This window comes from Aeromonas sp. QDB63, from assembly GCF_027707425.1.
Classification (GTDB): Bacteria; Pseudomonadota; Gammaproteobacteria; order Enterobacterales; family Aeromonadaceae; genus Aeromonas; species Aeromonas caviae.
Genome location: NZ_JAPCIS010000002.1, coordinates 124,110 through 150,430, shown reverse-complemented (window position 1 = coordinate 150,430; position 26,321 = coordinate 124,110). Strand labels below are relative to the sequence as shown.

At 60.8% G+C, this 26,321-nt stretch carries 26 protein-coding genes, 2 tRNA genes and 1 pseudogene; 14 read left to right on the top strand and 15 right to left on the bottom strand.

Annotated elements, in window-relative coordinates; translation table 11 throughout:
- Nucleotides 1-4: 4 nt before the first annotated feature.
- From PG879_RS02180 to lolB, 7 genes are all read right to left on the bottom strand, one after another.
- A tRNA-Met gene (locus tag PG879_RS02180) sits at nt 5-81 on the bottom strand.
- Between the two features lie 235 nt (nt 82-316).
- Entirely contained in the window at nt 317-1,408 is a 1,092-nt protein-coding gene (gene ychF, locus PG879_RS02175) for a redox-regulated ATPase YchF (protein WP_042078059.1), read from the bottom strand.
- Nucleotides 1,409-1,642: 234 nt separating this feature from the next.
- Nucleotides 1,643-2,239, bottom strand: a complete 597-nt coding sequence (pth, locus tag PG879_RS02170; RefSeq protein ID WP_113977790.1) for an aminoacyl-tRNA hydrolase — start codon at nt 2,237-2,239, stop codon at nt 1,643-1,645.
- Nucleotides 2,240-2,497: 258 nt separating this feature from the next.
- Entirely contained in the window at nt 2,498-3,445 is a 948-nt protein-coding gene (locus PG879_RS02165) for a ribose-phosphate pyrophosphokinase (RefSeq protein WP_010673845.1), read from the bottom strand.
- A gap of 239 nt (nt 3,446-3,684) precedes the next feature.
- A tRNA-Gln gene (locus tag PG879_RS02160) sits at nt 3,685-3,759 on the bottom strand.
- Nucleotides 3,739-4,617: a 4-(cytidine 5'-diphospho)-2-C-methyl-D-erythritol kinase gene (gene ispE, locus PG879_RS02155; RefSeq protein WP_052814546.1), complete on the bottom strand. Its 879-nt coding sequence runs from the start codon at nt 4,615-4,617 to the stop codon at nt 3,739-3,741. The genes PG879_RS02160 and ispE overlap by 21 nt, the downstream gene beginning before the upstream one ends.
- Nucleotides 4,617-5,195, bottom strand: coding sequence for a lipoprotein insertase outer membrane protein LolB (gene lolB / locus PG879_RS02150; RefSeq protein ID WP_161957696.1), 579 nt, complete (start codon nt 5,193-5,195; stop codon nt 4,617-4,619). Before lolB ends, ispE begins: the two co-directional genes overlap by 1 nt.
- A 125-nt stretch (nt 5,196-5,320) precedes the next feature.
- Here lolB and hemA point away from each other — a divergent pair, with 125 nt between their 5' ends.
- From hemA to PG879_RS02115, 7 genes and pseudogenes are all read left to right on the top strand, one after another.
- Nucleotides 5,321-6,580, top strand: a complete 1,260-nt coding sequence (gene hemA, locus PG879_RS02145) for a glutamyl-tRNA reductase (protein WP_041212583.1) — start codon at nt 5,321-5,323, stop codon at nt 6,578-6,580.
- A 50-nt stretch (nt 6,581-6,630) separates the two neighbouring features.
- Nucleotides 6,631-7,719 (top strand): peptide chain release factor 1, encoded by a 1,089-nt coding sequence (gene prfA, locus PG879_RS02140; protein WP_041215613.1) that lies wholly within the window; start codon nt 6,631-6,633, stop codon nt 7,717-7,719.
- Nucleotides 7,719-8,552 carry a peptide chain release factor N(5)-glutamine methyltransferase gene (prmC, locus tag PG879_RS02135; protein ID WP_113977787.1) on the top strand — a complete coding sequence of 278 codons (834 nt, stop codon included), beginning with the start codon at nt 7,719-7,721 and terminating at the stop codon, nt 8,550-8,552. Before prfA ends, prmC begins: the two co-directional genes overlap by 1 nt.
- Before the next feature lie 42 nt (nt 8,553-8,594).
- Complete coding sequence (locus PG879_RS02130) at nt 8,595-8,978, top strand: SirB2 family protein (RefSeq protein WP_039039603.1); 384 nt, start codon at nt 8,595-8,597, stop codon at nt 8,976-8,978.
- Nucleotides 8,979-8,989: 11 nt separating this feature from the next.
- A complete protein-coding gene (locus PG879_RS02125; protein ID WP_042015581.1) occupies nt 8,990-9,790 on the top strand; it encodes a SirB1 family protein in 801 nt (266 codons plus the stop codon).
- Nucleotides 9,791-9,801: 11 nt separating this feature from the next.
- Entirely contained in the window at nt 9,802-10,656 is an 855-nt protein-coding gene (gene kdsA / locus PG879_RS02120) for a 3-deoxy-8-phosphooctulonate synthase (protein WP_039039605.1), read from the top strand.
- Between the two features lie 289 nt (nt 10,657-10,945).
- A pseudogene (locus tag PG879_RS02115) lies at nt 10,946-11,617 on the top strand (cation:dicarboxylate symporter family transporter); the annotation flags it as partial.
- Nucleotides 11,618-11,638: 21 nt separating this feature from the next.
- Here PG879_RS02115 and PG879_RS02110 read toward each other — a convergent pair.
- Nucleotides 11,639-12,670 carry an IS630 family transposase gene (locus PG879_RS02110; RefSeq protein WP_157160652.1) on the bottom strand — a complete coding sequence of 344 codons (1,032 nt, stop codon included), beginning with the start codon at nt 12,668-12,670 and terminating at the stop codon, nt 11,639-11,641.
- A gap of 23 nt (nt 12,671-12,693) precedes the next feature.
- Here PG879_RS02110 and PG879_RS02105 point away from each other — a divergent pair, with 23 nt between their 5' ends.
- Complete coding sequence (locus PG879_RS02105) at nt 12,694-13,389, top strand: cation:dicarboxylate symporter family transporter (protein ID WP_270829642.1); 696 nt, start codon at nt 12,694-12,696, stop codon at nt 13,387-13,389.
- Between the two features lie 79 nt (nt 13,390-13,468).
- Here the strand turns inward: PG879_RS02105 and grcA are convergent, their stop codons facing one another.
- Nucleotides 13,469-13,849, bottom strand: coding sequence for an autonomous glycyl radical cofactor GrcA (gene grcA / locus PG879_RS02100; RefSeq protein WP_270829641.1), 381 nt, complete (start codon nt 13,847-13,849; stop codon nt 13,469-13,471).
- Nucleotides 13,850-14,462: 613 nt separating this feature from the next.
- Between grcA and ung the strand changes: the two genes are divergently transcribed.
- Nucleotides 14,463-15,143, top strand: a complete 681-nt coding sequence (gene ung / locus PG879_RS02095) for a uracil-DNA glycosylase (protein ID WP_010673856.1) — start codon at nt 14,463-14,465, stop codon at nt 15,141-15,143.
- A gap of 160 nt (nt 15,144-15,303) precedes the next feature.
- Complete coding sequence (locus tag PG879_RS02090; protein WP_041212588.1) at nt 15,304-15,849, top strand: hemerythrin domain-containing protein; 546 nt, start codon at nt 15,304-15,306, stop codon at nt 15,847-15,849.
- 96 nt (nt 15,850-15,945) lie between these two features.
- Here PG879_RS02090 and PG879_RS02085 read toward each other — a convergent pair whose 3' ends face one another.
- Nucleotides 15,946-16,125, bottom strand: coding sequence for a DUF3545 family protein (locus tag PG879_RS02085; protein WP_010673858.1), 180 nt, complete (start codon nt 16,123-16,125; stop codon nt 15,946-15,948).
- A gap of 180 nt (nt 16,126-16,305) precedes the next feature.
- Entirely contained in the window at nt 16,306-17,256 is a 951-nt protein-coding gene (gene tal / locus PG879_RS02080; protein WP_010673859.1) for a transaldolase, read from the bottom strand.
- Nucleotides 17,257-17,980: 724 nt separating this feature from the next.
- On the opposite strand from tal, the gene PG879_RS02075 reads away from it, so the two are divergent.
- The 4 genes from PG879_RS02075 (at nt 17,981) to yidZ (ending at nt 23,252) form a co-directional block, all read left to right on the top strand.
- Nucleotides 17,981-19,411 (top strand): alanine/glycine:cation symporter family protein, encoded by a 1,431-nt coding sequence (locus PG879_RS02075; RefSeq protein ID WP_043155782.1) that lies wholly within the window; start codon nt 17,981-17,983, stop codon nt 19,409-19,411.
- 179 nt (nt 19,412-19,590) lie between these two features.
- The gene (blaMOX, locus tag PG879_RS02070; RefSeq protein WP_113977784.1) at nt 19,591-20,742 is read left to right on the top strand and encodes a CMY-1/MOX family class C beta-lactamase; all 1,152 of its coding nucleotides are present in this window, start codon (nt 19,591-19,593) and stop codon (nt 20,740-20,742) included.
- A gap of 292 nt (nt 20,743-21,034) precedes the next feature.
- Entirely contained in the window at nt 21,035-22,201 is a 1,167-nt protein-coding gene (locus PG879_RS02065; protein WP_113977782.1) for an MdtL family multidrug efflux MFS transporter, read from the top strand.
- A 10-nt stretch (nt 22,202-22,211) separates the two neighbouring features.
- Nucleotides 22,212-23,252, top strand: a complete 1,041-nt coding sequence (gene yidZ / locus PG879_RS02060) for an HTH-type transcriptional regulator YidZ (protein WP_270829638.1) — start codon at nt 22,212-22,214, stop codon at nt 23,250-23,252.
- Here yidZ and ruvX read toward each other — a convergent pair.
- From ruvX to rsmE, 4 genes are all read right to left on the bottom strand, one after another.
- Nucleotides 23,249-23,671: a Holliday junction resolvase RuvX gene (gene ruvX, locus PG879_RS02055; RefSeq protein WP_010673863.1), complete on the bottom strand. Its 423-nt coding sequence runs from the start codon at nt 23,669-23,671 to the stop codon at nt 23,249-23,251. The two genes, yidZ and ruvX, sit on opposite strands and share 4 nt — an antisense overlap.
- An 83-nt stretch (nt 23,672-23,754) precedes the next feature.
- Entirely contained in the window at nt 23,755-24,309 is a 555-nt protein-coding gene (locus tag PG879_RS02050; protein ID WP_270829637.1) for a YqgE/AlgH family protein, read from the bottom strand.
- A gap of 154 nt (nt 24,310-24,463) precedes the next feature.
- The gene (gene gshB, locus PG879_RS02045; protein WP_270829636.1) at nt 24,464-25,414 is read right to left on the bottom strand and encodes a glutathione synthase; all 951 of its coding nucleotides are present in this window, start codon (nt 25,412-25,414) and stop codon (nt 24,464-24,466) included.
- Nucleotides 25,415-25,537: 123 nt separating this feature from the next.
- Nucleotides 25,538-26,269, bottom strand: a complete 732-nt coding sequence (rsmE, locus tag PG879_RS02040) for a 16S rRNA (uracil(1498)-N(3))-methyltransferase (protein ID WP_052816450.1) — start codon at nt 26,267-26,269, stop codon at nt 25,538-25,540.
- Nucleotides 26,270-26,321: the final 52 nt, after the last annotated feature.

Here is a 26,321-nt window from a genome sequence, read left to right as displayed (position 1 = left end):
AGAATGGTGGCTATGACGGGATTCGAACCTGTGACCCCCGCATTATGAGTGCGATGCTCTAACCAACTGAGCTACATAGCCAACCGTGCTTCCAGTGAGTCGTTGCCTCGTCACTGTGCGGCCGGAATTATGCGTATCTGGCTCTGGGGCGTCAACCCTTTTTTTGTTTGAAAAAACGAATTTGGGTGCGTTTGGCGAGTTATTGGCCGCTGTCGTGCAAAAGCCCAACAATCTGGTTTTTTTTACGACATTCGCACCCAGATCGCGCCTCTGGCCAGATAAAAAAGAGGCCAGCAAATGCTGGCCTCTCATGGGGTTAGACGTTGAACAGGAAGTTCATGATATCGCCATCCTTGACGATGTAGTCTTTCCCTTCCGCGCGCATCTTGCCTGCTTCCTTGGCGCCTTGCTCACCCTTGTAGGTGATAAAGTCGTCGAAGGCGATGGTCTGGGCGCGAATAAAGCCTTTTTCGAAGTCGGTGTGGATCTTGCCCGCGGCCTGCGGGGCGGTGGCACCGACCGGAATGGTCCAGGCACGTACTTCCTTCACCCCGGCGGTGAAGTAGGTCTGCAGCTTGAGCAGCTCGTAACCGGAACGGATCACCCGGTTCAGGCCCGGCTCCTCAATCCCCAAATCAGCCATGAACTCGGCGCGATCCTCGTCGTCCAGCTCGGCGATGTCCGCCTCGATGGCGCAGCAGACCACGACCACGACGGCGTTCTCGGCGGCGGCGATCTCACGGACCTGATCCAGGTAGGGGTTGTTCTCGAAGCCATCTTCCGCCACGTTGGCGATGTACATGGTGGGCTTGAGGGTCAGGAAGTTGAGGTGGCTGACGGCGTCCAGTTCTTCCTTGTCCAGCTTCATGCCGCGGATCATCTGGCCGTTTTCCAGCGCCACCTTGATCTTCTCCAGCACTTCCACTTCCAGCTTGGCGTCCTTGTCGCCGCCCTTGGCACGCTTGGACTGGCGGTTGATGGCGCGCTCGCAGGCGTCCAGGTCGGAGAGGGCCAGCTCGGTGTTGATCACCTCGATGTCGTCGGCCGGGGAGACCTTGCCCGCCACGTGGACGATGTTCTCGTCTTCGAAGCAGCGCACCACGTGGCCGATGGCCTCGGTCTCGCGGATGTTGGCCAGGAACTGGTTGCCCAGGCCCTCGCCCTTGGAGGCACCGGCCACCAGGCCGGCGATGTCCACGAACTCCATGGTGGTCGGCACGACCCGCTGCGGGTTGATGATGGCCGCCAGCTGGTCGAGGCGGGGATCCGGCATGGGGACCACACCCGTGTTCGGCTCAATGGTGCAGAACGGGAAGTTGGCGGCTTCGATGCCGGCCTTGGTCAGCGCATTGAACAGGGTGGATTTGCCTACATTGGGCAGGCCCACGATACCGCATTTAAAACCCATGGATAGTTACCTTACGTGATGGATGCTGTGGGAGGGCCGCAGAACCTGTCCACGCTCTTGCTGCGAGGCTGTGATCAAGGCTCATGTGCTGCTCGGAATCCTCACGTATGACTATACGCTCCGGTTCCTGCGCTGCGCTTTACCTTGCTGACAACCTCTCGTTACAGAGCATGAACAGGTTCTTGGGCGACCCCGTCATATTGTTCGACCCTGACGCGTGTCAGGCATCTGTATTCAGACTTTCTCGGCCTTGAAGCTGTGCAGGCGATGCATGGCCTTGGTCATGTCCTGCTTGAACAGGATGTCGGTGGCGCGCAGGGACTCGTCCAGCGCGGCCTCGATCAGGCTCTGTTCGCTGCTGGGGGCCTTGGTCAGCACGAAGCCGGCCACCAGCTCCTTGGCGCCGGGATGACCTATCCCGAGACGCAGGCGGAAGAAGTTATTGTTGTTGCCCATCCTGGCGATGATGTCCTTGAGGCCGTTGTGGCCGCCGTGGCCGCCACCCTGCTTGAACTTGGCGATGCCGGGGGGCAGGTCCAGCTCGTCGTGGGCCACCAGGATCTCTTCCGGGGCTATCTGGTAGAAGCGCGCCAGCGCCGCCACCGCCTTGCCGGAGAGGTTCATGTAGGTGTTCGGGATGAGCAGCCGCACATCCTGCCCGTCCACCAGGATGCGGGCGGTATGGCCGAAGAACTTGGGCTCTTCGCGCAGGCTGACATTGTGCCAGCGGGCCAGTTGCTCCACATACCAGGCCCCCGCGTTGTGGCGGGTCTTGGCATATTCGGGGCCGGGATTACCGAGCCCGACAATCAGTTTGATTTGACTTGTCACGCTTGATGTCTTCACTCGCTACTTGCCATGAGCGGATGGCCCTGGGCAATGGGACGCAATATTCTAGCCGCCGACTGGCGAACACTCAACCAAAGTGCGGCAGCGGGGAGGATAACGGCCGTGCATGGCGGCCAGAACGGGCATCGCCCGGCCCTTGTCTGCCGTGCCAGCCGCCCTCATCGGCGCACCAGGGCGGGATCGAGCGGAAACAGAAAAACAAAAACCGCCATTCGGCGGTTTTTGTCACGACAGGGCCTATCAATGCTCGAACATGGCAGAGATGGACTCTTCGTTGCTGATGCGGCGAATCGCTTCGGCCAGCACGGAGGAGAGGGTCAGCTGCTTGACCTTGCCGACTGCCTTCATCTCCGGGGTGAGCGGGATGGAGTCGGTGATGATCAGCTCGTCGATGACCGAATTCTTGATGTTTTCAACGGCGGTGCCGGAGAAGACAGGGTGGGTCGCATAGGCGAACACGCGCTTGGCACCACGCTCTTTCAGCGCTTCGGCCGCCTTGCACAGGGTGCCACCGGTGTCGATCATGTCGTCGACGATGACGCAATCGCGACCGGCCACGTCGCCGATCAGGTGCATGACCTGGGAGACGTTCGGGCGGGGACGACGCTTGTCGATGATGGCGATGTCGGTGTCGTCCAGCAGCTTGGCGATGGCACGGGCACGGACCACGCCGCCGATGTCCGGTGACACGACCACGGGGGATTCGAGGTTCTTGGCCTTCATGTCTTCCAGCAGCACCGGGCTGCCGAACACGTTGTCGACGGGGACGTCGAAGAAGCCCTGGATCTGCTCGGCATGCAGGTCAACGGTCAGCACACGGTCCACACCCACGCTGGAGAGGAAGTCGGCGACGACCTTGGCGGTGATGGGCACACGGGCGGAGCGGACGCGGCGGTCCTGACGGGCATAACCAAAGTAGGGGATAACGGCAGTGATACGGCCAGCTGAAGCACGACGCAGTGCATCCACCATGACGATCAATTCCATCAAATTGTCGTTGGTCGGGGCACAGGTGGATTGAATGATGAAGATATCGCCACCGCGTACATTCTCGTTGATCTGTACGCTGATCTCGCCGTCGCTAAAGCGACCTACGGCAGCATTGCCGAGTTTGATAAACAGGCGATCTGCGATCTTCTGGGCTAGTTCCGGCGTTGCGTTACCAGCAAACAGCTTCATGTCAGGCACGGTTTGAAACCTCGGGGTTGCATCCAGTATGTGGGGAGTCTGATTTTAGACCCGTATCGTTTGGGGGCAAACGATTTAGCAAGATGACGGACAAGGTCTCTGGGCGATGTCGAGGATGGCGTCTCATCACCCGCAGGGTGGGTGGACGGGAATCCACCTTGAGCGCCATCGCGTCAGATTGGCCCAAGACACATCGACGAGGTCAACACCTCCCGATGCTGCCTCAACAAGGAGAGAGTTGGCTGGGGTACTAGGATTCGAACCTAGGAATGGCGAGATCAAAACCCGCTGCCTTACCGCTTGGCGATACCCCAATCACTCACTTGTTGCAAAGTGACGAAGAGTGGTGATATGTTCTCGCCCTTGGCGACAAACCCATCCCAGCCTTCCGGCACTCTTGCCAACACCTTCCGAGCAGCCATTTCGTCTTCAAATCGAGCAAAGACGCAGGCGCCAGTGCCCGTCATTCTTGACGGCGCGTATTCTAGCAACCAGCCGAGCGCATTGGCAACCTCGGGGTGGCGCTTTTTCACCAGCAGCTCGCAATCGTTTTTCCACTCTCCTGCCAGCAGATTGTCCAGGGTCATCTTGGGGGTGTTGCGGGGCAGGTCGGGATCCTGGAACACGGCGGCGGTGGCCACATGGCAATCCGGCTTGAGTACCAGGTACCAGGCATCCGGCACCTCGATCTGTTGCAACCGCTCCCCCACGCCTTCGGCGAAGGCGGCCTTACCCCGCACGAACACCGGCACGTCGGCGCCCAGCTGCACGCCGAGCTCGGCCAGCTCGTCTTCACTCAAGCCGGCTTGCCAGAGGTGGTTCAGGGCCACGAGGGTGGTGGCCGCGTCCGACGAGCCGCCCCCGATGCCACCGCCCATGGGCAGTACCTTCTCCAGCCGGATATGGGCTCCCTGCGGACTGGCCAACCGGCTCTGCAACAGTCGCGCAGCCCGGATGATGAGGTTCTGTTCATCGGGCACGCCGGGAATGGCCGGGCTCAAGGTGAGCTGGTCGCTGCCGGGGATCGGCTCGAATTCGAGCCAGTCGCCGTGGTTGAGGAAGATGAAGAGGGTCTGCAGTTCGTGGTAGCCATCGGGGCGGCGGCCGTTGACGTGCAGGAAGAGGTTGAGCTTGGCCGGGGCGGGCCAGCGGATCGGCGTCTGGTCGTGCATCATGGTGCCAGGGTCCACTCGTTGATCTGCAGCTTGAGACGGCTCTCCTGCCCGGTCATGGTGAGCAGGTGGGGTAGGCGATAGCCGTCCTGATCCCGATAGTCCCCGTAGACGATCTGCCACTGGCCGTCGCGCACGCTGGCGAGGCTAGCATCGGGGTTGAGCTCGAATTCGGCCTGCCCCGGCAATCCCTTGATCCACTCAGGCAGCCCGGCCACCGGAATGTGCCAGCCGGTGAGCTGATAGACCAGGGTTTCAGCATCCTGGCTCTGGTGCTGTTTTCCGTCGTTGTCGAGCAGAGTCACCTCGCCGCCGGTACGGGAGAGCTCCAGAATATGGGTGCCGATGAGGCTGGTGAGGTTGAGGCGATAGTCGTCGCCGTTTTGCTGCCAGTTGAGGCGGGCGCTGCCCTTCTGGCGGGCGGTGATGATGGCCATCTTGCCCGACAACTGCCAGTGTGTGAGGCGTTCGAGGCGGGCGCGCTCCTGCTGCCAGTTGACCTGATCCCGCTGGGGTTGGGTGGTGGTACAGCCCGCCAGCACCAGCAGGCAGGCGAGGGAGAAGATACGCAACAACAAGGTGGAGCTCCGCAGATGAGGTTTGCGACAGTATAAGGGGCGGCCGTATTGCTTTTAAAGACTTACCCTTTCTCGTACAATTGTCGGCCTCTACACCCTGTGCATGAAACGATCATCACCCACCCATGAGTCTGCTTGCCCTCGGAATCAACCACAACACCGCCAGTGTCGCCTTGCGGGAGCGGGTCGCCTTTGGCCCGGACCGCATCGATCGCGCCCTGCGTGAGCTGGTGGAGCAGCCTGGCGTCAGCGAGGCGGTGATCGTCTCCACCTGCAACCGCACCGAGCTCTATTGCAGCCTGGAGCAGGGGCAGGGGGAGCAGGTGCTGAACTGGTTGCAGCGGTTCCACGCGCTGGAGGCGAGCGAGGTGCTCTCCGCCATCTACCGGCACCAGGACGAGGAAGCGGTGCGACACCTGATGCGGGTGGCCTGCGGCCTCGACTCCCTGGTGCTCGGGGAGCCGCAGATCCTGGGGCAGATCAAGCAATCCTACGCCCACGCCCAGCAGGCGGATGCGGTGAAAGGATCCCTGGAGCGCCTGTTCCAGAAATCCTTCTCGGTGGCCAAACGGGTGCGCACTGACACCGAGATCGGCGCCAGCGCGGTGTCGGTGGCCTTCGCCGCCGTGAGCCTGGCCCGCCGTATCTTCTCCGATCTCTCCCAGACCAAGGTGCTGCTGGTGGGCGCCGGTGAAACCATCGAACTGGTGGCCCGCCACCTGCGCGAGCAGAGCGTGACCCGGATGATGGTGGCGAACCGGACCCTGCAACGGGCCCAGTTGCTGGCAGAGGAGTTCGGTGCCCAGGTAATGACCCTGGAGGAGATCCCGGACTACCTGCACGAGGCGGACATCGTCATCAGCTCCACGGCAAGCCCCCTGCCCATCATCGGCAAGGGCATGGTGGAGCGGGCGCTCAAGGCGCGTCGCTTCAAGCCCATGTTCCTGGTGGACATCGCCGTGCCCCGCGACATCGAAGCCGAGGTGGACGAGCTCTCCGATGCCTATCTCTACACGGTGGACGATCTGCAGGGCATCATCGAGCAGAACCTGGAGACCCGCAAGCGGGCGGCCGCCGAGGCGGAACTCATCGTGCAGGAAGAGCGCGACGAGTTCATGGGCTGGTATCGCAGCCAGCACTCGGTGGATCTCATTCGCGATTATCGCCATCAGTCACAGCAGGTCGCCGACGAAGAGTTGCAGCGGGCCCTGCTGGCCCTGCAACAGGGTGAAAATGCCGAGCAGGCGCTCAAGGCCATGGCCCATCGCCTCACCAACAAGCTGATCCACGCACCGACCCAGGCCCTGCGCCAGGCCGCCGCCCAGGGGGACAGCCACAAGCTGGCCCAACTGCGTCAGGTGCTGGGATTGTCACAAGAATCATAGTGTTGGGACGGCCCTTTGCCGTCCCGTCCTCCATCGAGAATCCAAGAGTCATGAACCCCTCATTGATCAGAAAGCTGGAAGGCCTCATCGAGCGCCATGAAGAAGTACAGGCCCTGCTCGGGGAGCCCGGGGTCGCCTCGGATCAGGACAGATACCGCGCCCTGACCCGGGAATACGCCCAGCTGGAAGATATCGTTCACGCCTTCCAGCGTTTCCGCCAGGCCGAAGAGAACCTCGACACCACCCGGCTGATGCTGGAGGAAGAGGATGCCGAGCTGCGGGAGATGGCGCAGGAGGAACTGCCGCTCGCCAAGGCGACCTTCGAGGAGCAGGAGCAGGCGCTTCAGGTGATGCTGTTGCCGCGCGACCCCAAGGATGACAACAACTGCTATCTGGAGATCCGTGCCGGTGCCGGTGGCGACGAAGCGGCCATTTTCGCGGGGGATCTGTTCCGCATGTACTCCCGCTACGCCGAGCGTCAGGGGTGGCGTGTCTCCATCGTCAGCTGCAATGACGGCGAACACGGTGGCTACAAGGAGGTGATCGCCAAGGTGGACGGTGAGCACGTCTACGGCCGCCTCAAGTTCGAGTCCGGCGGCCACCGGGTGCAGCGAGTCCCCGAGACCGAATCCCAGGGCCGGGTGCACACCTCCGCCTGTACCGTGGCCGTGCTGCCGGAAGTGCCGGAAGCCGAGCAGGTGGAGATCAACCCCTCCGAGCTGAAGATCGACACCTTCCGCGCCTCCGGTGCCGGCGGCCAGCACGTCAACAAGACCGACTCCGCCATCCGCATCACCCACCTGCCCACCGGGCTGGTGGTGGAGTGCCAGGACGAGCGCTCCCAGCACAAGAACCGCGCCAAGGCGATGTCGGTGCTCTCCGCTCGCCTGCAGGCGGCCGAGGACGAACGCCACCGCGCCGCCGAGCAGAGTACCCGCCGCAACCTGGTGGGCTCCGGGGATCGCTCCGAGCGCATCCGCACCTACAACTATCCCCAGGGGCGTCTCTCCGAGCACCGGATCAACCTCACCCTCTATCGTCTGGGCGAAATCCTGGAAGGGGATCTGGACTGCGTGATCACCCCCCTGGTGCAGGAGTATCAGGCGGATCAGCTCGCCTCCCTGGCCGAGAGCAACTGATGCAGATCCAGCAGGCCCGCGCCCACATCATGGCGACCCTGGCCTCCGGGGAATCCCCCCGTGCCGACGCCGATGCCCTGCTCTGTCATCTGCTGGATTGTCGGCGCAGCTATCTGATGACCTGGCCGGAGCACGAGCTCGATGCCGCCCAGCAGGCGACCCTGGCGGGCTGGCTTGCCCGTCGCCTCAATGGTGAGCCCATTGCCCACCTCATCGGCGAGCGGGAGTTCTGGTCGCTGCCGCTGAAAGTGAGCCCGGCCACCCTGATCCCGCGCCCTGATACCGAGGTGCTGGTGGAACAGGCGCTGGCCCGCCTGCCGGGCGGCCCCTGCGCCCTGCTGGATCTGGGCACGGGCACCGGTGCCATCGCCCTTGCGCTCAAGTCTGAGCGACCGGATGCCGATGTATGGGCGGTGGACAGGATGCCGGCCGCGGCCGCGCTGGCCCGCACCAACAGCGCCGCCCTGGGGTTGCCCATCGAGGTGCGCGACGGCAGCTGGTTTGCGCCGCTCTCGGATGCACCGCGCTTTGCGATGATCGTCTCCAACCCGCCTTACATCGACGGGACGGACCCCCATCTTCACGAGGGGGACGTGCGCTTCGAGCCGCGCTCCGCCCTGGTGGCGGAGGAGCAGGGGCTGGCGGATATCCGCCTCATCGTCACCCAGGCGCCCGCCCATCTGGTGCCAAGTGGCTGGCTGTTGCTGGAACACGGCTGGGATCAGGGGGAGGCGGTGCGTCAACTCCTGCTGCAACAAGGCTACGTCCAGGTGGAAACCGTGCGCGATTACGGCGATAACGAGCGGGTGACCCTGGGGCGCCTGGCTCAGTGATATGACGGGCGGGCCCGGTCTGCCCCTGTTCAAGGAAATCTTATGTATGTTGTTCTCAAGCATCTGCACCTCACCCTGATTGCCGGGGCCGTGCTGATGTTTATCCTGCGCTTTTACTGGTTGCAGACCGGCTCCGCGCTGGCAGGGGGCGCCCGCACCCTCAAGATCAGCGGCTGGCTCAACGGCCTGGTGGTGCTCTCCGGTGTGCTGCTCTGCATGGTACTGGGTCTCAACCCCCTCAACAACGCCATTCCCTGGCTGGCCGAGAAGCTGACGTCCATCCTGGTGGTGGCGTTTCTGGCCATGATGGCGCTGCGCCTGGCCCGTAGCAACGGCATCCGCTGGTTTGCCTTCCTGGGTGCACTGGGGTGGATCTTCTTTATCGCCAAGCTTGCGGTGCAAAAGCAGGCCAGCCTGTTCGGCTAGGAAGGATGACGATGATACGTGTGGATGAGTGGACCGACTTCGAGGCTCACGATCTGGCCGAGCTGGCGCTGTCGGTGAGCGACGAGATCCGGGGCCATGGCGGCACGGGAGAGGCCGAGCTTGCCCTCCTCGATGCCTGGCTGGACGAGACGATTGCCGAGGGAGACTGCGACGAGGTGCGCCGTCAGCTGTTGCAGGGTTTCTACCAGACCCTGGGCTTTCGTGGCGACTGGCAGGATTACTTCTCGTCCGCCAACTGCGATCTGGACCAGGTGCTGGCAAGGCGCAAGGGGATCCCGGTCAGTCTCGGCATCCTCCTCATCCAGCTGGGTCGCAAGATAGGGCTGGATGTGGAGGGGATCTGCTTCCCCGGCCATTTCCTCCTGAGTTTTGCCGGTCTGGACGGGGAGGTCTATGTGGACCCCTTCAACGGTGATGAACTGAGCCGGCACCGCATCGAACTGCTGCTGCGCGGTGCCCTCGGCAACCTGGCGAGTCTGAGCGATGATCATCTGCAGCCATCGGGGCAGTGGGAGATCATCGAGCGCTTGCTCAATGTCAGCAAGGGCGCCCTGCTGCGCGAGGAGCGCATGACGGAGGCGTTGCGCTGCAGCGAGCTGCTGCTGCGCATGAAGCCCGGCGATCCGCTGGAGACGCGGGATCGGGGCTTCATCTATGAGCAACTCGATTGCCCGCGCTTTGCCGCCGACGATTTCGAATACTTTATTGAACAATGCCCTGATGATCCCGTGGCCGATGTGCTGAAAACCCAGCTGGCCACCCTGGACCTCAGTCCCAAGCCCCTCCATTAAGGATCCCTGAGATGGAACAGAAGAATATCAAGGTCAACCAGATCGACGTCGCCAACGACAAACCTTTCGTGCTGTTCGGCGGCATGAACGTGCTGGAATCCCGCGACATGGCGATGGCGGTGTGCGAGAAGTACGTGGAAGTGACCAGCAAGCTCGGCATCCCGTTCGTGTTCAAGGCGAGCTGGGACAAGGCCAACCGCTCCTCCATCCACTCCTATCGCGGCCCGGGTCTGGAAGAGGGGATGAAGATCTTCCAGGAGCTGAAAGCGACCTTCGGCATGCCGGTGATCTCCGATCTGCATGAGCCCCATCAGGCCAAACCGGTCGCCGAGGTGGTCGACGTCATCCAGCTGCCCGCCTTCCTGGCGCGCCAGACCGATCTGGTAGAGGCCATGGCCCGCACCGGCAACGTCATCAACATCAAGAAGCCGCAATTCTTGAGCCCAAGCCAGATGAAGAACATCACCGACAAGTTCGAGGAGTGTGGCAACGATCGCCTGATCCTCTGCGAGCGCGGTGCCAACTTCGGCTATGACAACCTGGTGGTGGACATGCTGGGTCTGGGCGTCATGAAGAAGAGCACCGGCGGCTATCCGGTCATCTTTGACGTCACCCACTCCCTGCAGTGCCGTGATCCCCTGGGAGCGGCCTCCGGCGGTCGCCGCGAGCAGGTGACCGAGCTGGCTCGTGCCGGCATGGCGGTGGGCCTGGCCGGTCTCTTTATCGAATCCCACCCGGATCCGAAAATTGCCCGCTGCGACGGCCCGAGCGCCTTGCCGCTGGAGAAGCTGGAAGGCTTCCTCAAGCAGATGAAGGCCATCGACGATCTCGTCAAGGGCTTCGAGCCCCTCGATACCTCCGCCTGATCGCGATTTCTACTATCAAAAATGCCCCGCCATGCGGGGCATTTTTATTTCCGTCATTTTCATTTGGTGCTCTTCGGCGTCCATTGCGACCATGTTTCCGTGGTGTTAATGATGTTAAGTATATTGTGTGGTTGATGTCTCTTATTTGCTTCTTATGACATGCAAAAGTAGCGACCGTCAGGATGGCAAAAAGGTATGAAGCGGGTGAGATAACCCTATTTCTCGCCGCAGACTGCTGCATGCGTTATTTGCTGTCAGTGGAGTCACACTTATTAACAGGACGTTGAGCATGCACAAGAAAATTGTCAGTAGCCTCTATTTTCAGGTGATATTGGCAATCACCATCGGAATATGTCTGGGACATGTCTATCCGAGTCTGGGCGCAGATATGAAACCCCTTGGTGATGGCTTCGTTAAATTAATCAAGATGATCATCGCCCCCGTCATTTTCTGTACCGTGGTCACCGGCATTGCCGGCATGGAAAGCATGAAGGCGGTGGGCAAAACCGGTGCCATTGCGCTGATCTATTTTGAAGTGGTGAGCACCCTGGCCCTGATCATCGGTCTGTGCGTGGTCAACGTGCTGCATCCCGGGGCCGGTATGAATGTGGATCCCTCCTCACTCGACGCCAGCGCCATCTCCGTCTATGCGGATCAGGCCCAGTCCCAGGGGATAATTCCCTTCCTGCTGGATGTGATACCGGCCAGCGTCATCGGTGCCTTTGCCGGCGGCAATATACTCCAGGTGTTGCTGTTTGCCGTCCTGTTCGGATTTTCCCTGCATCATATCGGGGAGAAGGGAAAACCCATCTTCAATATCATCGATGGTTTCTCCCAGGTTATTTTCGGCATCATCAACATGATCATGAAACTGGCGCCGATCGGGGCATTTGGTGCCATGGCATTTACCATAGGGAAATACGGTATTGGTTCTTTGGTGCAGCTGGGGCAATTAATTGCTAAATAACTGATCCCAATAGTGCTACACCTTCGCTGTACCATAGCCATTCCCCGGGAAAGGAGACACGGTATCCATGAAGTGTTTCACTTGGGCCAGCAGGCTGGCCATTCCTCTGCATTGATGATTGCGCGTGATGGTTTCATGTAACTTGTGCCACAGCCGTTCGATGTGATTAACCCAAGGGCTGTAAACTGGCTGGAACACCAGGCAGAACTTGGGGTTCTTCTTCAACCATCGCTCGGTCTGTTTGCTTTTGTGAATGATGTAGTTATCGAGGATCAGTGTGATGGTTTTGGCTCGTCGGTAGTGGCGACGCAGCTTTTCCAGCATGGCGATAAACAGGGATGAGTTTTTCTTTATCCCGCTGACGTAAAGTACTCTTCCATTGCCTGCATGGAGAACGCCTGCCAGGTAATGTTTGGCGTTCTTTCCAGGTGTGACAACCCGCTTTTGCTGCGCTCTGAACATCCAGTCGGCCCCTAATTTGGGATTAAGGTCTATATCGACTTCATCCTCATAAAACACCGGATTATCTGCATCACAGCGGGCCAGTGCCGCGTCGATATTAGCCATTTTCTCCTGATAGGCAGGGTCTTTTATCCGCAAGGTCGGCACGGGCCTTCGCCAGACAATGCCCATATGCGGTAACCATCGGCGGAGCGTGGAGGCTGCCATATTGAGCCCCATTAACCGATTGATTTTGATAGCCAATAGTTCGGTACACCAACGGCTGCGCTGATAACCAAAATCTTGCGGAGAAAACTGCATGAGCAGCACCAGTAAGGTGACAATCTTGGCGACAGGTAAGATCGGGGCACGGCCAGCCGGTAAGGCTTCTAACGCCCCCACACCTTCATCCCGATACCACCGAAGCCAACGGCCGATGGTCGAGCGAGCAGCGCCGGTAAGGTGATGAACATCAGTGATCGTGCGTCCTTCATGTAACAGCAAGATGGCCATCAAGCGACGAGCATGCCCTTTATCACGCGTGGCATGGATGATTTTGTGAATGCGGCGCCGTTGTGGTCGTGGCAGGGGTGGTAGGATAGGCATCAACTCAGTCCTTTTGGTGTGGCTTGTTTTGTTTCGCGCCTAATGAGATCGCACAAACTGGACTGAGTTCCCTTCTTCCTGTGATCTACTATTCGGAACAGCTATTTAGCTTCTATCTGACCTGCCTGCTGTTTATTTTCCTGGTGCTCGGCAGTATCGCCAAAGCCAATGGCTTCAGCATTGTGCGCTTTATTGCCTATATCCGGGAAGAGCTGTTGATCGTGCTCGGAACATCCTCGTCGGAATCCGTATTGCCGCGCATGCTGGTGAAAATGGAGGCGCTGGGCTGCAAGAAATCGGTGGTGGGTCTGGTGATCCCGACCGGTTACTCATTCAACCTGGACGGCACCTCCATCTATCTGACCATGGCAGCCGTCTTCATCGCCCAGGCGACCAACACCCCGCTGGACCTGTTCCATCAGCTCACCCTGCTGGTGGTGCTGCTTATCTCCTCCAAGGGGGCGGCCGGAGTCACGGGGAGTGGCTTCATCGTGCTGGCAGCCACCATCTCGGCGGTAGGGCATCTGCCGCTAGCCGGGCTGGCGCTGATCCTCGGGATTGATCGCTTCATGTCGGAGGCGCGCGCCCTGACCAACCTCATCGGCAACGGGGTGGCGACCCTGGTGGTGGCCCGTTACTGCGATCAGCTCGACGAGGCCACCATGCAGGACGCCCTGGCGAAACCCGTGGTGGCAAGGCCGGTGGACCTGCGAAGCTGAACCAGGTTCCGGCGGTGATCATCACCCATGAAAAAACGGCCCGAGGGGGCCGTTTTTTTATCTCTTTACGCAGGGTGCCTTACAGGCTCTGGGTGAAGGTGCGGGTGACCACGTCACGCTGCTGCTCCGGGGTCAGGGCGTTGAAACGCACGGCGTAACCGGAGACGCGGATGGTGAGCTGCGGGTATTTTTCCGGGTTGGCGATGGCGTCTTCCAGGGTTTCGCGGCGCAGTACGTTGACGTTCAGGTGCTGCCCCCCTTCGACCACAGGCTCTTGCTGAACCGGCAGTTCACGGTATTCGAATTGACCCAGGTCGGAGAGGCTGACTTCCTGATCGGCGGCAAAGCTGTCGCCCTTGGCGCAGATGCAGCGAGCCTGTTGTTTATCTTCGTCCAGCAGCCAGAAAGAGTTCAGCAGAGCGGCGTTGGCGGACTGGGTGATTTGGATGCCCTTGATCATGGTATGACTCCTCATAGGAAAGCGAATTCAACGGTAAGCACATTACCCTGATGTTTTTAAACCACCTCTTGGAAGGAATGATTTAACGGGGCCTTGCCTTACACCTTTACTTCGTTGGGGCCATATATACCACGACGGTAATATTACGAAAATTGATCCAAATCAATAAAACCCCATTTTACGTGCATTGAAAGGGATTAAATCATTGAGTTGAATCAAAAACAGATCATTTTTCTGTTTTTGTAAGATATATGAATTATGCATTTTTTATTATTCATATCTAGTAATTTAACTACACCTTTAGGGTTTATTTCTGGCGTCAGCGAAAACCGGCCTGCCCAGAGGCCTGTCCGAAGGACGTCCTGTTATTCCTGTGTCGACGCAGTACCGGTCATTGCCCGTGAACGCCGCCGCCACTTCCCAGGCTGGCAAGGCTGAGCCTGACCTCCATGCGGTTGCGTCTTGGGGGCGAGGACCCTATCCTGAGCCCCTTGCTCTATTGACCGAGGAGATAGCGGTGCCAAGCTGGACAGAAGGCGGGGAGTGGGGAGAGGGAGAGGCTGGCATGCCAGCCAGGATGGAAGGAGTGGATTCGCAACGAGAGGAGACGGGTGTGCTGACCTGGAAAGATGTGATTGGTTCGGAGAAAGAGCAGGCGTATTTCATGGACACCCTGGCCACCGTCAGGGCCGAGCGGGAGGCGGGCAAGGTGATCTATCCCCCGGCGACCGAGGTATTCAATGCCTTCAAACTGACCGAGCTGGATGACGTCAAGGTGGTGATTCTGGGGCAGGATCCCTATCACGGCCCGGACCAGGCGCACGGCCTCTGTTTCTCCGTCTTGCCCGGAGTGCGCACGCCGCCGTCCCTCGTCAACATCTACAAGGAGATGCAGCGGGATCTGCCGGGTTTTGTCACACCCAATCACGGCTTCCTGGAATCCTGGGCCAGACAGGGAGTGCTACTGCTCAATACGGTGCTGACGGTACAGGCGGGCATGGCGCACTCTCACGCCCACCTGGGGTGGGAGACCTTTACCGATCGAGTCATCGAGCGGATCAATGCCCATTGCCAGGGAGTCGTCTTCCTGCTGTGGGGCGCTCATGCCCAGAAGAAAGGGCGCTTCATCGACCGGTCGCGCCACCATGTGCTGAGCGCCCCCCATCCCAGCCCGCTCTCTGCCCATCGCGGTTTCATCGGTTGCGGCCACTTCTCCGAGGCCAATCGCCTGCTGGTCCAGCAAGGACGCAGTCCCATCGACTGGCTCTCGGTCTGCGCCGATCCGGCGGCCTGACGCCTTGAATGCACAGGGGAAATGGTCTCCCCTGTGCCCCCTGCGGTGAGAGGCTGGTGCAGCCGCTGTCTGCATCCGACTTGATTGAGTGCAAAGTTCAGGCAATAAATGACCGTATACTCGAGACAGACGTTTTCTCATTTCAGTGCAAGGAGTGCCCATGTTATCCAGTCTGCATAAGGACCACCTCAACATCACCCGGTTGCTGACGTTGCTCAAGCAAAAGCTGGCGGCCATTCGCAATGAGCAGCCGGTGAGCTACTTCCTGCTGCGGGATGTGGTGGATTATCTGCGCGAGGTATCCGACAAGTACCACCACCCGAAGGAAGACATGATTTATGACTACTACCTGAAATACAGGGTGGTGGAGGGGGAGGTGGCCAACCGGCTGCACGAGGAGCACGCCCGTCTGCTGGATGCAGGGACCGAGCTCAAGGAGATGGTGGAGATGATCCTGATGGATGCGGTCATCCCGCTGGATCAGTTCGTGGCCCGTCTGGAGCAGTTCATCGAGCAGCAGGAGGCGCACATGAACTATGAGGAAGGGGTCATCTTCCCCCATCTGCGCGACTCCCTGACCGAGGATGACTGGCGTCATCTCGAACAGCTCTGGCAGAACCGGGCCATCAATGATCCCCTGTTCGGGGCGGAGGTGAGCCAGCATTTCCAGGCGCTGGCCAAACAGCTCTCGCTGCCTGCAGCCTGACAGTAGGTTCACCCATAAAAACAGCGCCCCGGTCAATCCGGGGCGCTGTTTTTATGGCTCCAATCGCTGGAGTGAAACATGGGCGACGTGGGCGTATCAGAGCTCCAGGTCGTCCGATCCTTCATAGGCGATGTCGATGGCCTGCAGCTCCTTTTGCAGGCGGTGCTTGTCTTTAAGCGCCTCAATCTCACGCCATTTGCGTTTTTTTCCCGTTGTCCCGCGGCTACGTGAACCCAGCTCAACGACCTCGTCAAAATCGAAGTTGAACATGTCCATGGCTCCCTCCTTGGTTTTATGGTTTTCACCATCCGTATAACACGACGCCTTTGAAAATAAAACGTTTTTATGACGAAGTTGTGACAACCGGAAACAGGCACAAAAAAACCGGGCTGCCCTTTCGGGAGCCCGGTTTTTGCGGCGCCACTTCGCTCTGTGAGAGCCGTGTGGCGAGCGGCCTTACAGGTGGCTTGCCAGCATGGTTTCCAGCTTGCCCTGGTCGATGGCGAACAGGCGGATGCCTTCCCCCAGTTTCTCGACGGCCATGGCGTCCTGGTTCAGCTCCCAGCGGAATTCGGCTTCGGTCATCGGGGCCGGTTTGGCTGTGCGCTCGCCGGTGTAGTCCAGCTTGCGCACCACGGTGCCTTCGGCCTTGCTCAGCTCTTCCAGCAAAGCGGGGCCAATGGTCAGGCGGTCGCAGCCGGCCAGTTCCAGGATTTCGCCGGTGTTGCGGAAGCTCGCGCCCATGACCACGGTCGGGTAGTCGTGCTGCTTGTAGTAGTTGTAGATGGCGGTGACGGAGACCACGCCCGGATCTTCACTGGCGGTGTAGTCACGGCCGTTCTTGGCCTTGTACCAGTCGAGGATGCGACCGACGAAGGGGGAGATGAGGAAGGCGCCGGCTTCGGCACAGGCACGGGCCTGGGCGAAGGAGAACAGCAGGGTCAGGTTGCACTGGATACCCTCTTTCTCCAGCACCTCGGCGGCACGGATCCCTTCCCAGGTGGAGGCCAGCTTGATCAGGATGCGATCATTGCTGATGCCGGCTTCGTTGTAGAGGCGGATCAGCTTGCGGGCCTTGGCGATGCTGGCGTCGGTGTCGAAGGAGAGGCGGGCGTCCACTTCGGTGGAGATGCGGCCCGGGACGATTTTCAGCACTTCGAGGCCGATGTTGACCGCCAGCTTGTCGCCTGCGTCGATGATTTGCTGTGCCTTGTCCTGGCTCTGGGATTTGGCCCAGGCAATGGCGTCCTGGATCAGGGCTGCGTACTCGGGGATCTCGGAGGCCTTGAGTACCAGAGAGGGGTTGGTGGTGGCATCGATGGGCTGGTAGCGCTTGATGGCTTCGATGTCGCCGGTATCGGCAACCACTGTGGTCAGGGCTTTCAGCTGGGTCAATTTATCGGCCATGGCAAATATCATCTCTTTATGAGGGAGCAATCCCAGGGTGGTGGGCATGAGACGGCAGTTCTGAAATTAAATTACAAGATCCCGGCGGCTCAGGCTCAGAAAGGGGCGATGGGCAGGCCCCATCGTCATTGCCTGCCTAATTAATACGGATGTGGCGCATCCTGCAATAGGGGGGCTTGTATGCGAATCAGCCAGGTGGTGAAAGCGGTACCGGCTGTCGAGTGAAAGTGTTTGATAAAAAACGAGTTTTATTCATGGTGTGGCGGCTGGCTCCGACATAGAAAAGCGCAATTATTTTGGTGGATTCATGAATTTGTGCGGGAGGTCACATAAATAGTTCTGTCAGCTACTTGAAATTTAATTACGTGTAAAACGTTTTGCGTTACAACCCCTTGCCGATGAGGCATGAGAGGCAAACGCTTGTCTCCCTGATGTCGTTTCACTCAGCGGTTTTTACCCCCATGGGATGAGTTGTAAAATGGTTCTCTATTGGCTCCAATTTGTGAGGGGCTGGGTTGCACATCAATTTTTGTTGATTTATTGCGTGCTAAATGAAGCTTTTTTGCATCAAATTGCTCGTTTTTTGTCTCCCCAGTGAGCCCTGTCACTATTCTGAATTCCCTCGCTATGCTAGATTCCGCCCCTTCGGCGCAATGCTGGTTCGGAAATTGACAGAGAGCGGTCAGCGCAGACTGGCCATGGATGTGATAACAACGAGAGAATTATGGACACCTTGATTGCAATGATTAACGACCTGATGTGGGGAGCCGTGCTCATTTACCTGCTGATCGGGGTCGGTATCTTCTTTACCTTCCGCCTGGGCTTTATCCAGATCCGCCACTTCGGCCACATGTTCTCGGTCCTGCGCAACAGTCGCAAATCCGACAGCGCCGGCATCTCCTCCTTCCAGGCTTTGTGTACCAGCCTGGCGGCCCGTGTCGGGACGGGCAATCTGGCCGGTGTGGCCGTCGCCATCTATCTGGGTGGCCCTGGCGCCGTCTTCTGGATGTGGCTGATCGCCTTCATCGGCATGGCCACCGCCTTCGTGGAGAGCACCCTGGCCCAGCTCTACAAGGTCAAGGATGAGGATGGCAACTACCGCGGCGGCCCCGCCTACTACATGGAGCGCGGCCTCGGCATGCGCTGGATGGGAGTGGTCTTCTCCCTCTGCCTGCTGCTGGCCTTCGGTCTGGTGTTCAACGCGGTGCAGGCCAACTCCATCAGCTTGGCCATGAACGTCGCCTTCGGCATCCCTGACTGGGTGAGCGGTCTGGCCCTGGTGGTGCTCTCCGGTCTCATCATCTTCGGCGGCATTCGCGGCATCGCCCGCTTTGCCGAGCTGGTGGTGCCCTTCATGGCGATCGCCTATATCCTGATGGCGCTGTTCGTGGTGTTCATGAACATCAGCGAGCTGCCGGGTATCTTCGCCCTCATCATCAAGTCTGCGTTCGGCATCGAGCAGGCAGGTTCCGGCGCCATGGGCTATGCCATCTCCCAGGCGATGATCAACGGCATCAAGCGCGGCCTCTTCTCCAACGAGGCGGGCATGGGCTCTGCTCCCAACGCTGCCGCCACCGCCACCCCCTATCCGCCGCACCCGGCCTCCCAGGGTTATGTGCAGATGCTGGGGGTCTTCCTCGATACCATCGTCATCTGTACCTGTACTGCCGCCATCATCCTGATGTCCGGCCAGTTCGAGCCGGGTTCCGGCGTGACCGGTGTCGAGCTGACCCAGCGCGCGCTCTCCTCCCAAGTGGGCGGCGGTGGCAACATCTTCATCGCAGCGGCCATCTTCTTCTTCGCCTTCACCTCCATCGTGGCGAACTACTCCTATGCGGAGACCAACCTGGTGTTCCTCGAGCACAACCACAAGGGTGGCCTGATGCTGTTCCGGATGTTCGTGCTGGGCATGGTGATGTTCGGCTCCGTGGGCGAACTGCCGACCGTGTGGGCTCTGGCGGATGTCTCCATGGGGCTGATGGCCATCGTCAACCTGGTGGCCATCCTGCTGCTCTCCGGCGTCGCCATCAAGCTGGCCAAGGACTACAACGACCAGCTCAAGGTGGGCCGCGTGCCGACCTTCGATGCCAACAAATACCCCGAGCTGCGCAGCCAGCTGGAAGAGGGGATCTGGGACAACCCGGGCAAGAAATAAGCCTGCGTTGCAAGGTGATTGAAGGGGAGCCATGGCTCCCCTTTTTCATGGGTAAAAAGAGGGAGCGGCTTCACACTGACTTCACAGAGCCTCATCGGCAGCACACCTCGCGGGACTATGCTGGGTTCATCACTCGCCGCCATGGCGATACCTTGCTAACGACAGTCAGGAGACATGCAATGCAACAACGACAATCCATCCTGTGGGGCGCTCTGGCCACCCTGATGTGGGCCGGTCTGGCTCATGCCGGTGACAAGGCGGCGACCGATCCCCTGCGCCCCGTGGTGGATGCCAGCATCCGGCCGCTGCTCAAGGAGCACAGGATCCCGGGCATGGCGGTGGCCGTGCTCAAGGATGGCAAGGCCCACTATTTCAACTACGGTGTGGCCGATCGGGAGCGCGCGGTCGGTGTCAGCGAGCAGACCCTGTTCGAGATAGGCTCCGTGAGCAAGACCCTGACCGCGACGCTGGGGGCCTACGCCGTGGTGCAGGGGAGCTTCGAGCTCGATGACAAGGCGAGTCTGTTCGCCCCCTGGCTCAAGGGATCCGCCTTTGACAACATCACCATGGGGGAGCTGGCTACCTACAGCGCGGGCGGCTTGCCGCTGCAATTCCCCGAGGAGGTGGATTCGCTCGAGAAGATGCAGGCCTACTACCGCCAGTGGACCCCAGCCTACTCGCCGGGTTCCCATCGCCAGTACGCCAACCCCAGCATCGGGCTCTTTGGCTATCTGGCGGCGAGCAGCATGAAGCAGCCGTTCGATCGCCTGATGGAGCAGACGATCCTGCCGGGGCTTGGCCTGTACCATACCTACCTCAATGTGCCCGAGCAGGCCATGGGGCACTACGCCTACGGCTACTCGAAGGAGGACAAGCCCATCCGCGTCACTCCCGGCATGCTGGCGGACGAGGCCTACGGCATCAAGACCAGCTCGGCGGATCTGCTGCGCTTTGTGAAGGCCAACATCAGCGGGGTGGATAATGCGGCCATGCAGCAGGCCATCGATCTGACTCACCAGGGCCAGTATGCGGTGGGGGAGATGACCCAGGGACTGGGCTGGGAGCGTTACCCCTATCCCGTCAGCGAGCAGACGCTGCTGGTGGGCAACTCCCCGGCGATGATTTACAATGCCAACCCGGCGGCGCCCGCGCCCGCTGCAACAGGGCACCCTGTGCTCTTCAACAAGACCGGCTCGACCAACGGCTTCGGGGCCTATGTGGCCTTCGTGCCGGCCAAAGGGATCGGCGTCGTCATGCTGGCCAATCGCAACTACCCCAACGAGGCGCGCATCAAGGCGGCCCACGCCATCTTGACGCAACTGGCCAGGTAATGGAGCGCCTTCGCTGAGCCTTGAGGGCACGCCGCATCGCCGCGTGCCCGTTACCTCGGACCCGACCCCTCAAGGGCGACCTGGCAGGGGGCGGGTCGATGAGCATGCCAGTCCGGGCCTCTCCTGCGGGAGATGTCCGGATTGGCATCCACCGAGTGCCATCTCGTCACTAGGCCCCGGCAGGCCGCCCGCTCTATAGTGCCCGGCATCTTCCTCTGCTTTTGCAGGATTGAGTTGTCAATCTCGCTGACAGCGCACCTGTGATGGTGAAACCTGCTGCTATGGAGCCTTCATGGGTATGTTTCTGCTGTGTACTTTTCTGATGATCATCCTCTATCCCCTCGGGATCGATCTCTATCTGGTGGCCGTGCCCCGCATTGCGCAAACCCTGCAGGGGAGCGAGGCGCAGATCCACACCGCTTTTTCCATCTATCTGCTGGGCATGGCGGCTACCGTGCTGCCGGGGGGCATGCTGGCGGATCGGCATGGCAGGCGCCCCGTGGTGCTGGGGGGCGCCCTCATCTTCGTGGTCGCCTCCCTGGTGGCGGCGGAGGCGACCGGCATCGCCCAGTTTTATCTGGGGCGTTTCTGGCAAGGGGTGGGCGCTGGAGCGCTCTACATCATGACCTTCACCGTGCTGCGGGATGTGCTGAGCCAGGCGCGCCTCGCGATGGCTCTCTCCCTCATCAACGGCGTGATCTGCGTCATTCCGGTGCTGGCTCCCGTACTCGGTTATCTCATCCTGTCGCACTTCGAGTGGCGCGGCATCTTCGTGGGCATGGCGCTGGTGGCCGCCATCAGTGCCCTGGTCAACCTGCGACTGCTCAAGGAGACCCGCCCCGCCCGCCAGCCTGCGGGGGTATCGCCGCTGGCCCTGCTGGGCACGGCCCCCTTCATGCAGCGCGCCTTGCTGACCAGCGCCAGCGTGACCGCCATCCTGGTCTATGTGAGCGTCTCGCCCCTCGTCCTGATGACCACGTTCGGCCTGCCTCCCGAGCAGTACACCCGGCTGATGATGGCGATGGCCGGGGTGAGCATGTCCGCTTCCTTCCTGACCCCCTTGCTGCTGCGCTGGCTCGGCAAGGCAAGGGTGCTGGCGCTCTCCCATCTCGCCTACCTGCTGGCCTTGCTCGCCCTGTTGTGCAGCAGCGGGCCCGAAGGCGGCCTGTCCTGGCTGCTGGCGGGGTGTGCCCTGGTCTGCATCGGGTTTTCCTGCGGGTTCGGGGTGGCGATGGGGGAGGCGCTGGATGTGTGCGGGGATCAGGTGGCATCGGCCAGTGCCCTGCTCTGCATCATGCAGATAGGGTTGTCCGGGCTCTTCATCTGGGGGATGGGCCATCTGGGGATGCCTGCGCTCTGGATGCTGATCCTGGCACTCCTGCTGGCGCTGCTCGGTTACTTGGTGGTGAAGGTGCTGCTACCATGGCGTGCGGTACGGCGAGTCCGGGCTCGGGGATAGGAGAGAAGTGATGCGCAATCTGGGTGAACTCGATTTGAACCTGCTGGTGGTCTTCAGGCACCTGATGCAGGAGCGCAGCGTGGCGGGGGCGGCCAAGAAGCTGTGTGTCACCCCGTCGGCGGTGAGCAAGGCGCTCGGCAAGCTGCGGGACTGGTTCGGGGACCCCCTCTTCGTGCGCGTGCACCAGGGCTTGCAGCCGACCAACCTCTCCCTGACCCTGGCAGAGGAGCTCAAGACCTGGTTCCAGCTCACCGAGAGCATCAGCACCCTCAACAGCGAGGCGATCCCCGAGGGGGCCCGCTTCAGTCTGGTGATGGAGTCCCCCTTTGGCATCAGCTTCCTGAGCGAGCTGCCCACGACCATCTACCAGAAGTACCCTCACTCCGTGGTCAGGATGCTGGGCTGGGATCACCACTCTCTCAACGACATCGTCAACGGGGAGGCGGATCTCGGCTTCTGTGCCCGGGAGACCCACGGCCGCTCCCATGCCAGGGTCAACCGGCTGCCCTATTACATCGATCACGAGGTGCTGTTCTGCGATCGTCCCGTGGTGTTCCTGCGCAAGGATCACCCCTTGCTCGGGCAGACGTGGTCGCTGACCCGCTTTCTGGCCTGCCCCCAGGTGAGCGTGGTGTGGGAGGCCAGCGACAGCTGGGCACTGGATGATCTGCTGGAGGACGAAGGCCACAGGCGGCAGGTGCCCATCATGGTGGCGAGCTTCGAGCAGGCGCTGCACATCGCCACCAAAAAGAGCCACGAGCTGATCGCCGTGGTGCCCTCATATTGCGCGGACTATGCCGCCAGACACCACCCCGACCTCATCCCCATGCCGTTGCCGCTGGAAGAGTCCCTCTATGCCCAGCTGGAGATCGCCTTCATCCTGCTGTGGCACAAGCGCCACAATCAGGATGCCAAGGTGATGTGGTTGCGGGGGGAGATCCGGCGGCTCTATGGCCTGGCCGCAGCGGGGATGACGCGTTTTGCCTGGAGCGAGCCCATGGGGAGCGGGGCGGTGAAAGAGAAGCAAGGGGGAGGAGGCTCCCCGGTTTAGTCGTACTGCTCTTCCATCCAGGCTTCGACGATGAGCTGGGCGGAGACGCCGTCCACGCTCCCCTTGTCCAGCGCCTTGTAGCCGCCACGTTCAAACAGGCGGGCGCGGGCATCCGTGGTGGTGAGCCGCTCGTCCTTGAACTCCACCGGCTTGCCGAAGCGACCGTGCAGGCGATTACCGAACTTGCGAGCCCGCACCGTGATCTCCTGGTCCGTGCCATCCATGTTGAGCGGCAGACCGACGATCAGCAGATCCGGTTGCCACTCCTTGATCAGCTTCTCTATCTCGTCCCAGTTGGGGATGCCGTCGTTGGCCTTGAGGGAGCGAAGGGGGCGGGCGCTGCCCGTGAGCTCCTGGCCGATGGCGACGCCGATGCTCTTGGTGCCGTAGTCAAAGCCCATGATGCTGCGTGATGACATGGGGTCTCCTCGAAATGGATGGATAAATGAAGGGGAAAGCCCCCTCCCTGTCTCCCCCTGCTCGTGAGGGGGGGGCCGGGGTGTCAGCTATGGCCCACCTGGCTGGAGAGGTGCAGGGGGTTGACCCCAATGCTCGCGGCGGCTTGCTGCCAGCGCAGGTGGATGGGGGTATCGAAGACCAGCTTGGGATTGGGGGGGATCACCAGCCAGGCGCCATCCACCAGCTCCTGCTCGAGCTGGCCTGCACTCCAGCCGGCGTAACCGAGCGCCACCAGCCAGTGGTCCGGCGCCTCGTCGGTGCCCAGGGTCTCCAGGATGTCCTTGGAGGTGGTGACCATCATCTCGTCGCTCACCTGCAGGGTGGAGTTGAAGCCCGGGCGGAAGCTGTGCAGCACGAAGCCGCGATCCCCGTGCACCGGGCCCCCCTGCAACACCGGCTGTTTCATCTCGGCGGTGGCGGGGGGATTGAGGTTGAGCTTGGCCAGCATGGCGTCCAGGGACATGTCGACCGGAATGTTGACCACCAGTCCCATGGCGCCTTCGCTGCTGTGTTCGCACAGATAGACCAGGGAGCGCTGGAAATAGGCGTCCGTGAGGCTCGGCATGGCGAGCAGAAAGTGATTTTGCAGTGTTTGCATGGAGCGTATGTATCTCTTAGCGTGCAAAGGTATTTGGGGTGATTATGGCAGTTGATGGCGGCGGGCAAAACCGCTTTTTGCCGGCAGTCAAAGGGGCCTTCACGGCCCCTTGTGTGTGTTTCCTCGCTGCGGCAACGGGTCGCTGGGCAAGGGGTCAGCGGCCCAGCCGGCGCTCGATGGCGTCCATCAGCATGCCGGTAATGGAGACGTCGAAGGCCGCCTCAATCTCGCGGATGCAGGTAGGGCTGGTGACGTTAATCTCGGTCAGGCGATCGCCGATGATGTCGAGGCCGACGAAGATGAGCCCCTTCTCTTTCAGGGTCGGGCCTACCGCGCGGGCGATGGCCCAGTCCGCGTCACTCAAGGGGCGCGCCTCACCACGGCCGCCGGCCGCCAGGTTGCCACGGGTCTCACCCTGGGCCGGAATGCGGGCCAGGCAGTAAGGTGCCGGTTCACCGTCCACCACCAGCACCCGCTTGTCGCCATCCTTGATGGCGGGCAGATAGGTCTGCGCCATGCAGTACTGGCTGCCGTGAGAGGTTAATGTCTCGATGATGACGCCGACGTTGGCGTCATCTTCCTTCATGCGGAAGATGGAGGCGCCTCCCATGCCGTCGAGCGGTTTGAGGATGACGTCCTTGTGTTTGGCGTGGAAAGCCCGCAGCTTGTCTGCTCTGCGAGTGACGAGCGTGGTCGGGGTGTGCTCGGCAAACCAGGCGGTGTAGAGCTTTTCGTTAGCGTCGCGCAGGCTCTGGGGCTTGTTGACGATAAGGCAGCCCTCATCCTCGGCCCGTTCCAGCATGTAGGTGGCGTAGATGAACTCGGTGTCGAAGGGGGGATCCTTGCGCATCAGGATCACGTCCAGGCTGGAGAGCGGCTGATCCACCACCTCGCCCAGCGTGTACCAGTCGGCATAGTCATATTTGACGGTGAGCGGACGCATGGTACCGAAGGCGCGACCGGCCTCCATGTAGAGATCCTTCATCTCCAGATAGAACAGCTCGTAGCCGCGCTTTTGCGCCTCTTCGAGCATGGCGAAGCTGGAGTCCTTCTTGATGTTGATGGCCGAGATGGGGTCCATCACGATGCCGAGTTTAATGGTCATCCGAGTTTCCTTCCTAATGGCTCGATTGGATGTGATGACCCCCTCCCTGCCTCCCCCTTCACAAGGGGGAGGGGCCTGTTGCTCCCTCCCCTGCGAAGGGGAGGGCTGGGGTGGGGTCGGCTGTCAGGCCAGATCGCCAAAGCGGCACTGAAGCGCAGTAATTGCCGTCAGGGCGGCGGTTTCGGTGCGCAGCACCCGCGGCCCCAGCAGCATCTCCTTGAAATCTTCCTGCACGGTACGGGCGATCTCGTCGCTGGACAAGCCCCCTTCCGGGCCGATCAGCAGGCGCACGCCGTGCTCGGGGATGGGCAGGGTGTTGATGCTGTAAGGGGCGCGCGGGTGCAGGTTGAGCTTGAGCTCCTGGGTCTCTTCCGCCAGCCAGGCGTCGAGCTCCATCGGCATGCGCACCTCGGGCACGGTATTGCGACCGCACTGCTCGCAGGCGCTGATCACCACTTTTTGCCACTGTTCGCGTTTTTTCTCCAGCCGATCGGCGGGCAGCTTGACGCCGCAGCGCTCGGAGAAGAGGGGCGTGATGCAGGTGACGCCGAGCTCCACGGATTTCTGGATGGTGAAGTCCATCTTGTCGCCGCGGCTGATCACCTGACCCAGGTGGATGGCAAGGGGGGACTCCACCGAGCGGGTCTCGCAACTGTCGATGGTCACCTCAACGGACTTCTTGCCCACACTGGTGATGGTGGCGGGGTACTGGTGGCCGTCGCCGTTGAACAGCTCGAGCTGCTGGCCCGGCTGCATGCGCAGCACGCGGCCGATGTGATTGGCACCGTCTTCTGACAGGGCGAGGGTCTGGCCAACCTGCAGGCTGGCCGGTTCATAGATACGTGGAATGCGCATGGCTGATAGTCAGTCTCTTGCTTGGAAACCCTTCAATACCCTACTGCACGGC

Excerpts from the sequence above, each read along its gene's own strand:
- ychF (WP_042078059.1), bottom strand. The coding sequence starts at position 1,408 with ATGGGTTTTAAATGCGGTATCGTGGGCCTGCCCAATGTAGGCAAATCC.
- ispE (WP_052814546.1), bottom strand. The coding sequence starts at position 4,617 with ATGCACGACCAGACGCCGATCCGCTGGCCCGCCCCGGCCAAGCTCAAC.
- hemA (WP_041212583.1), top strand. The coding sequence starts at position 5,321 with ATGAGTCTGCTTGCCCTCGGAATCAACCACAACACCGCCAGTGTCGCC.
- prfA (WP_041215613.1), top strand. The coding sequence starts at position 6,631 with ATGAACCCCTCATTGATCAGAAAGCTGGAAGGCCTCATCGAGCGCCAT.
- prmC (WP_113977787.1), top strand. The coding sequence starts at position 7,719 with ATGCAGATCCAGCAGGCCCGCGCCCACATCATGGCGACCCTGGCCTCC.
- PG879_RS02130 (WP_039039603.1), top strand. The coding sequence starts at position 8,595 with ATGTATGTTGTTCTCAAGCATCTGCACCTCACCCTGATTGCCGGGGCC.
- PG879_RS02125 (WP_042015581.1), top strand. The coding sequence starts at position 8,990 with ATGATACGTGTGGATGAGTGGACCGACTTCGAGGCTCACGATCTGGCC.
- kdsA (WP_039039605.1), top strand. The coding sequence starts at position 9,802 with ATGGAACAGAAGAATATCAAGGTCAACCAGATCGACGTCGCCAACGAC.
- PG879_RS02110 (WP_157160652.1), bottom strand. The coding sequence starts at position 12,670 with ATGCCTATCCTACCACCCCTGCCACGACCACAACGGCGCCGCATTCAC.
- grcA (WP_270829641.1), bottom strand. The coding sequence starts at position 13,849 with ATGATCAAGGGCATCCAAATCACCCAGTCCGCCAACGCCGCTCTGCTG.
- PG879_RS02090 (WP_041212588.1), top strand. The coding sequence starts at position 15,304 with ATGTTATCCAGTCTGCATAAGGACCACCTCAACATCACCCGGTTGCTG.
- PG879_RS02085 (WP_010673858.1), bottom strand. The coding sequence starts at position 16,125 with ATGGACATGTTCAACTTCGATTTTGACGAGGTCGTTGAGCTGGGTTCA.
- tal (WP_010673859.1), bottom strand. The coding sequence starts at position 17,256 with ATGGCCGATAAATTGACCCAGCTGAAAGCCCTGACCACAGTGGTTGCC.
- PG879_RS02075 (WP_043155782.1), top strand. The coding sequence starts at position 17,981 with ATGGACACCTTGATTGCAATGATTAACGACCTGATGTGGGGAGCCGTG.
- blaMOX (WP_113977784.1), top strand. The coding sequence starts at position 19,591 with ATGCAACAACGACAATCCATCCTGTGGGGCGCTCTGGCCACCCTGATG.
- PG879_RS02065 (WP_113977782.1), top strand. The coding sequence starts at position 21,035 with ATGGGTATGTTTCTGCTGTGTACTTTTCTGATGATCATCCTCTATCCC.
- yidZ (WP_270829638.1), top strand. The coding sequence starts at position 22,212 with ATGCGCAATCTGGGTGAACTCGATTTGAACCTGCTGGTGGTCTTCAGG.
- ruvX (WP_010673863.1), bottom strand. The coding sequence starts at position 23,671 with ATGTCATCACGCAGCATCATGGGCTTTGACTACGGCACCAAGAGCATC.
- PG879_RS02050 (WP_270829637.1), bottom strand. The coding sequence starts at position 24,309 with ATGCAAACACTGCAAAATCACTTTCTGCTCGCCATGCCGAGCCTCACG.
- gshB (WP_270829636.1), bottom strand. The coding sequence starts at position 25,414 with ATGACCATTAAACTCGGCATCGTGATGGACCCCATCTCGGCCATCAAC.
- rsmE (WP_052816450.1), bottom strand. The coding sequence starts at position 26,269 with ATGCGCATTCCACGTATCTATGAACCGGCCAGCCTGCAGGTTGGCCAG.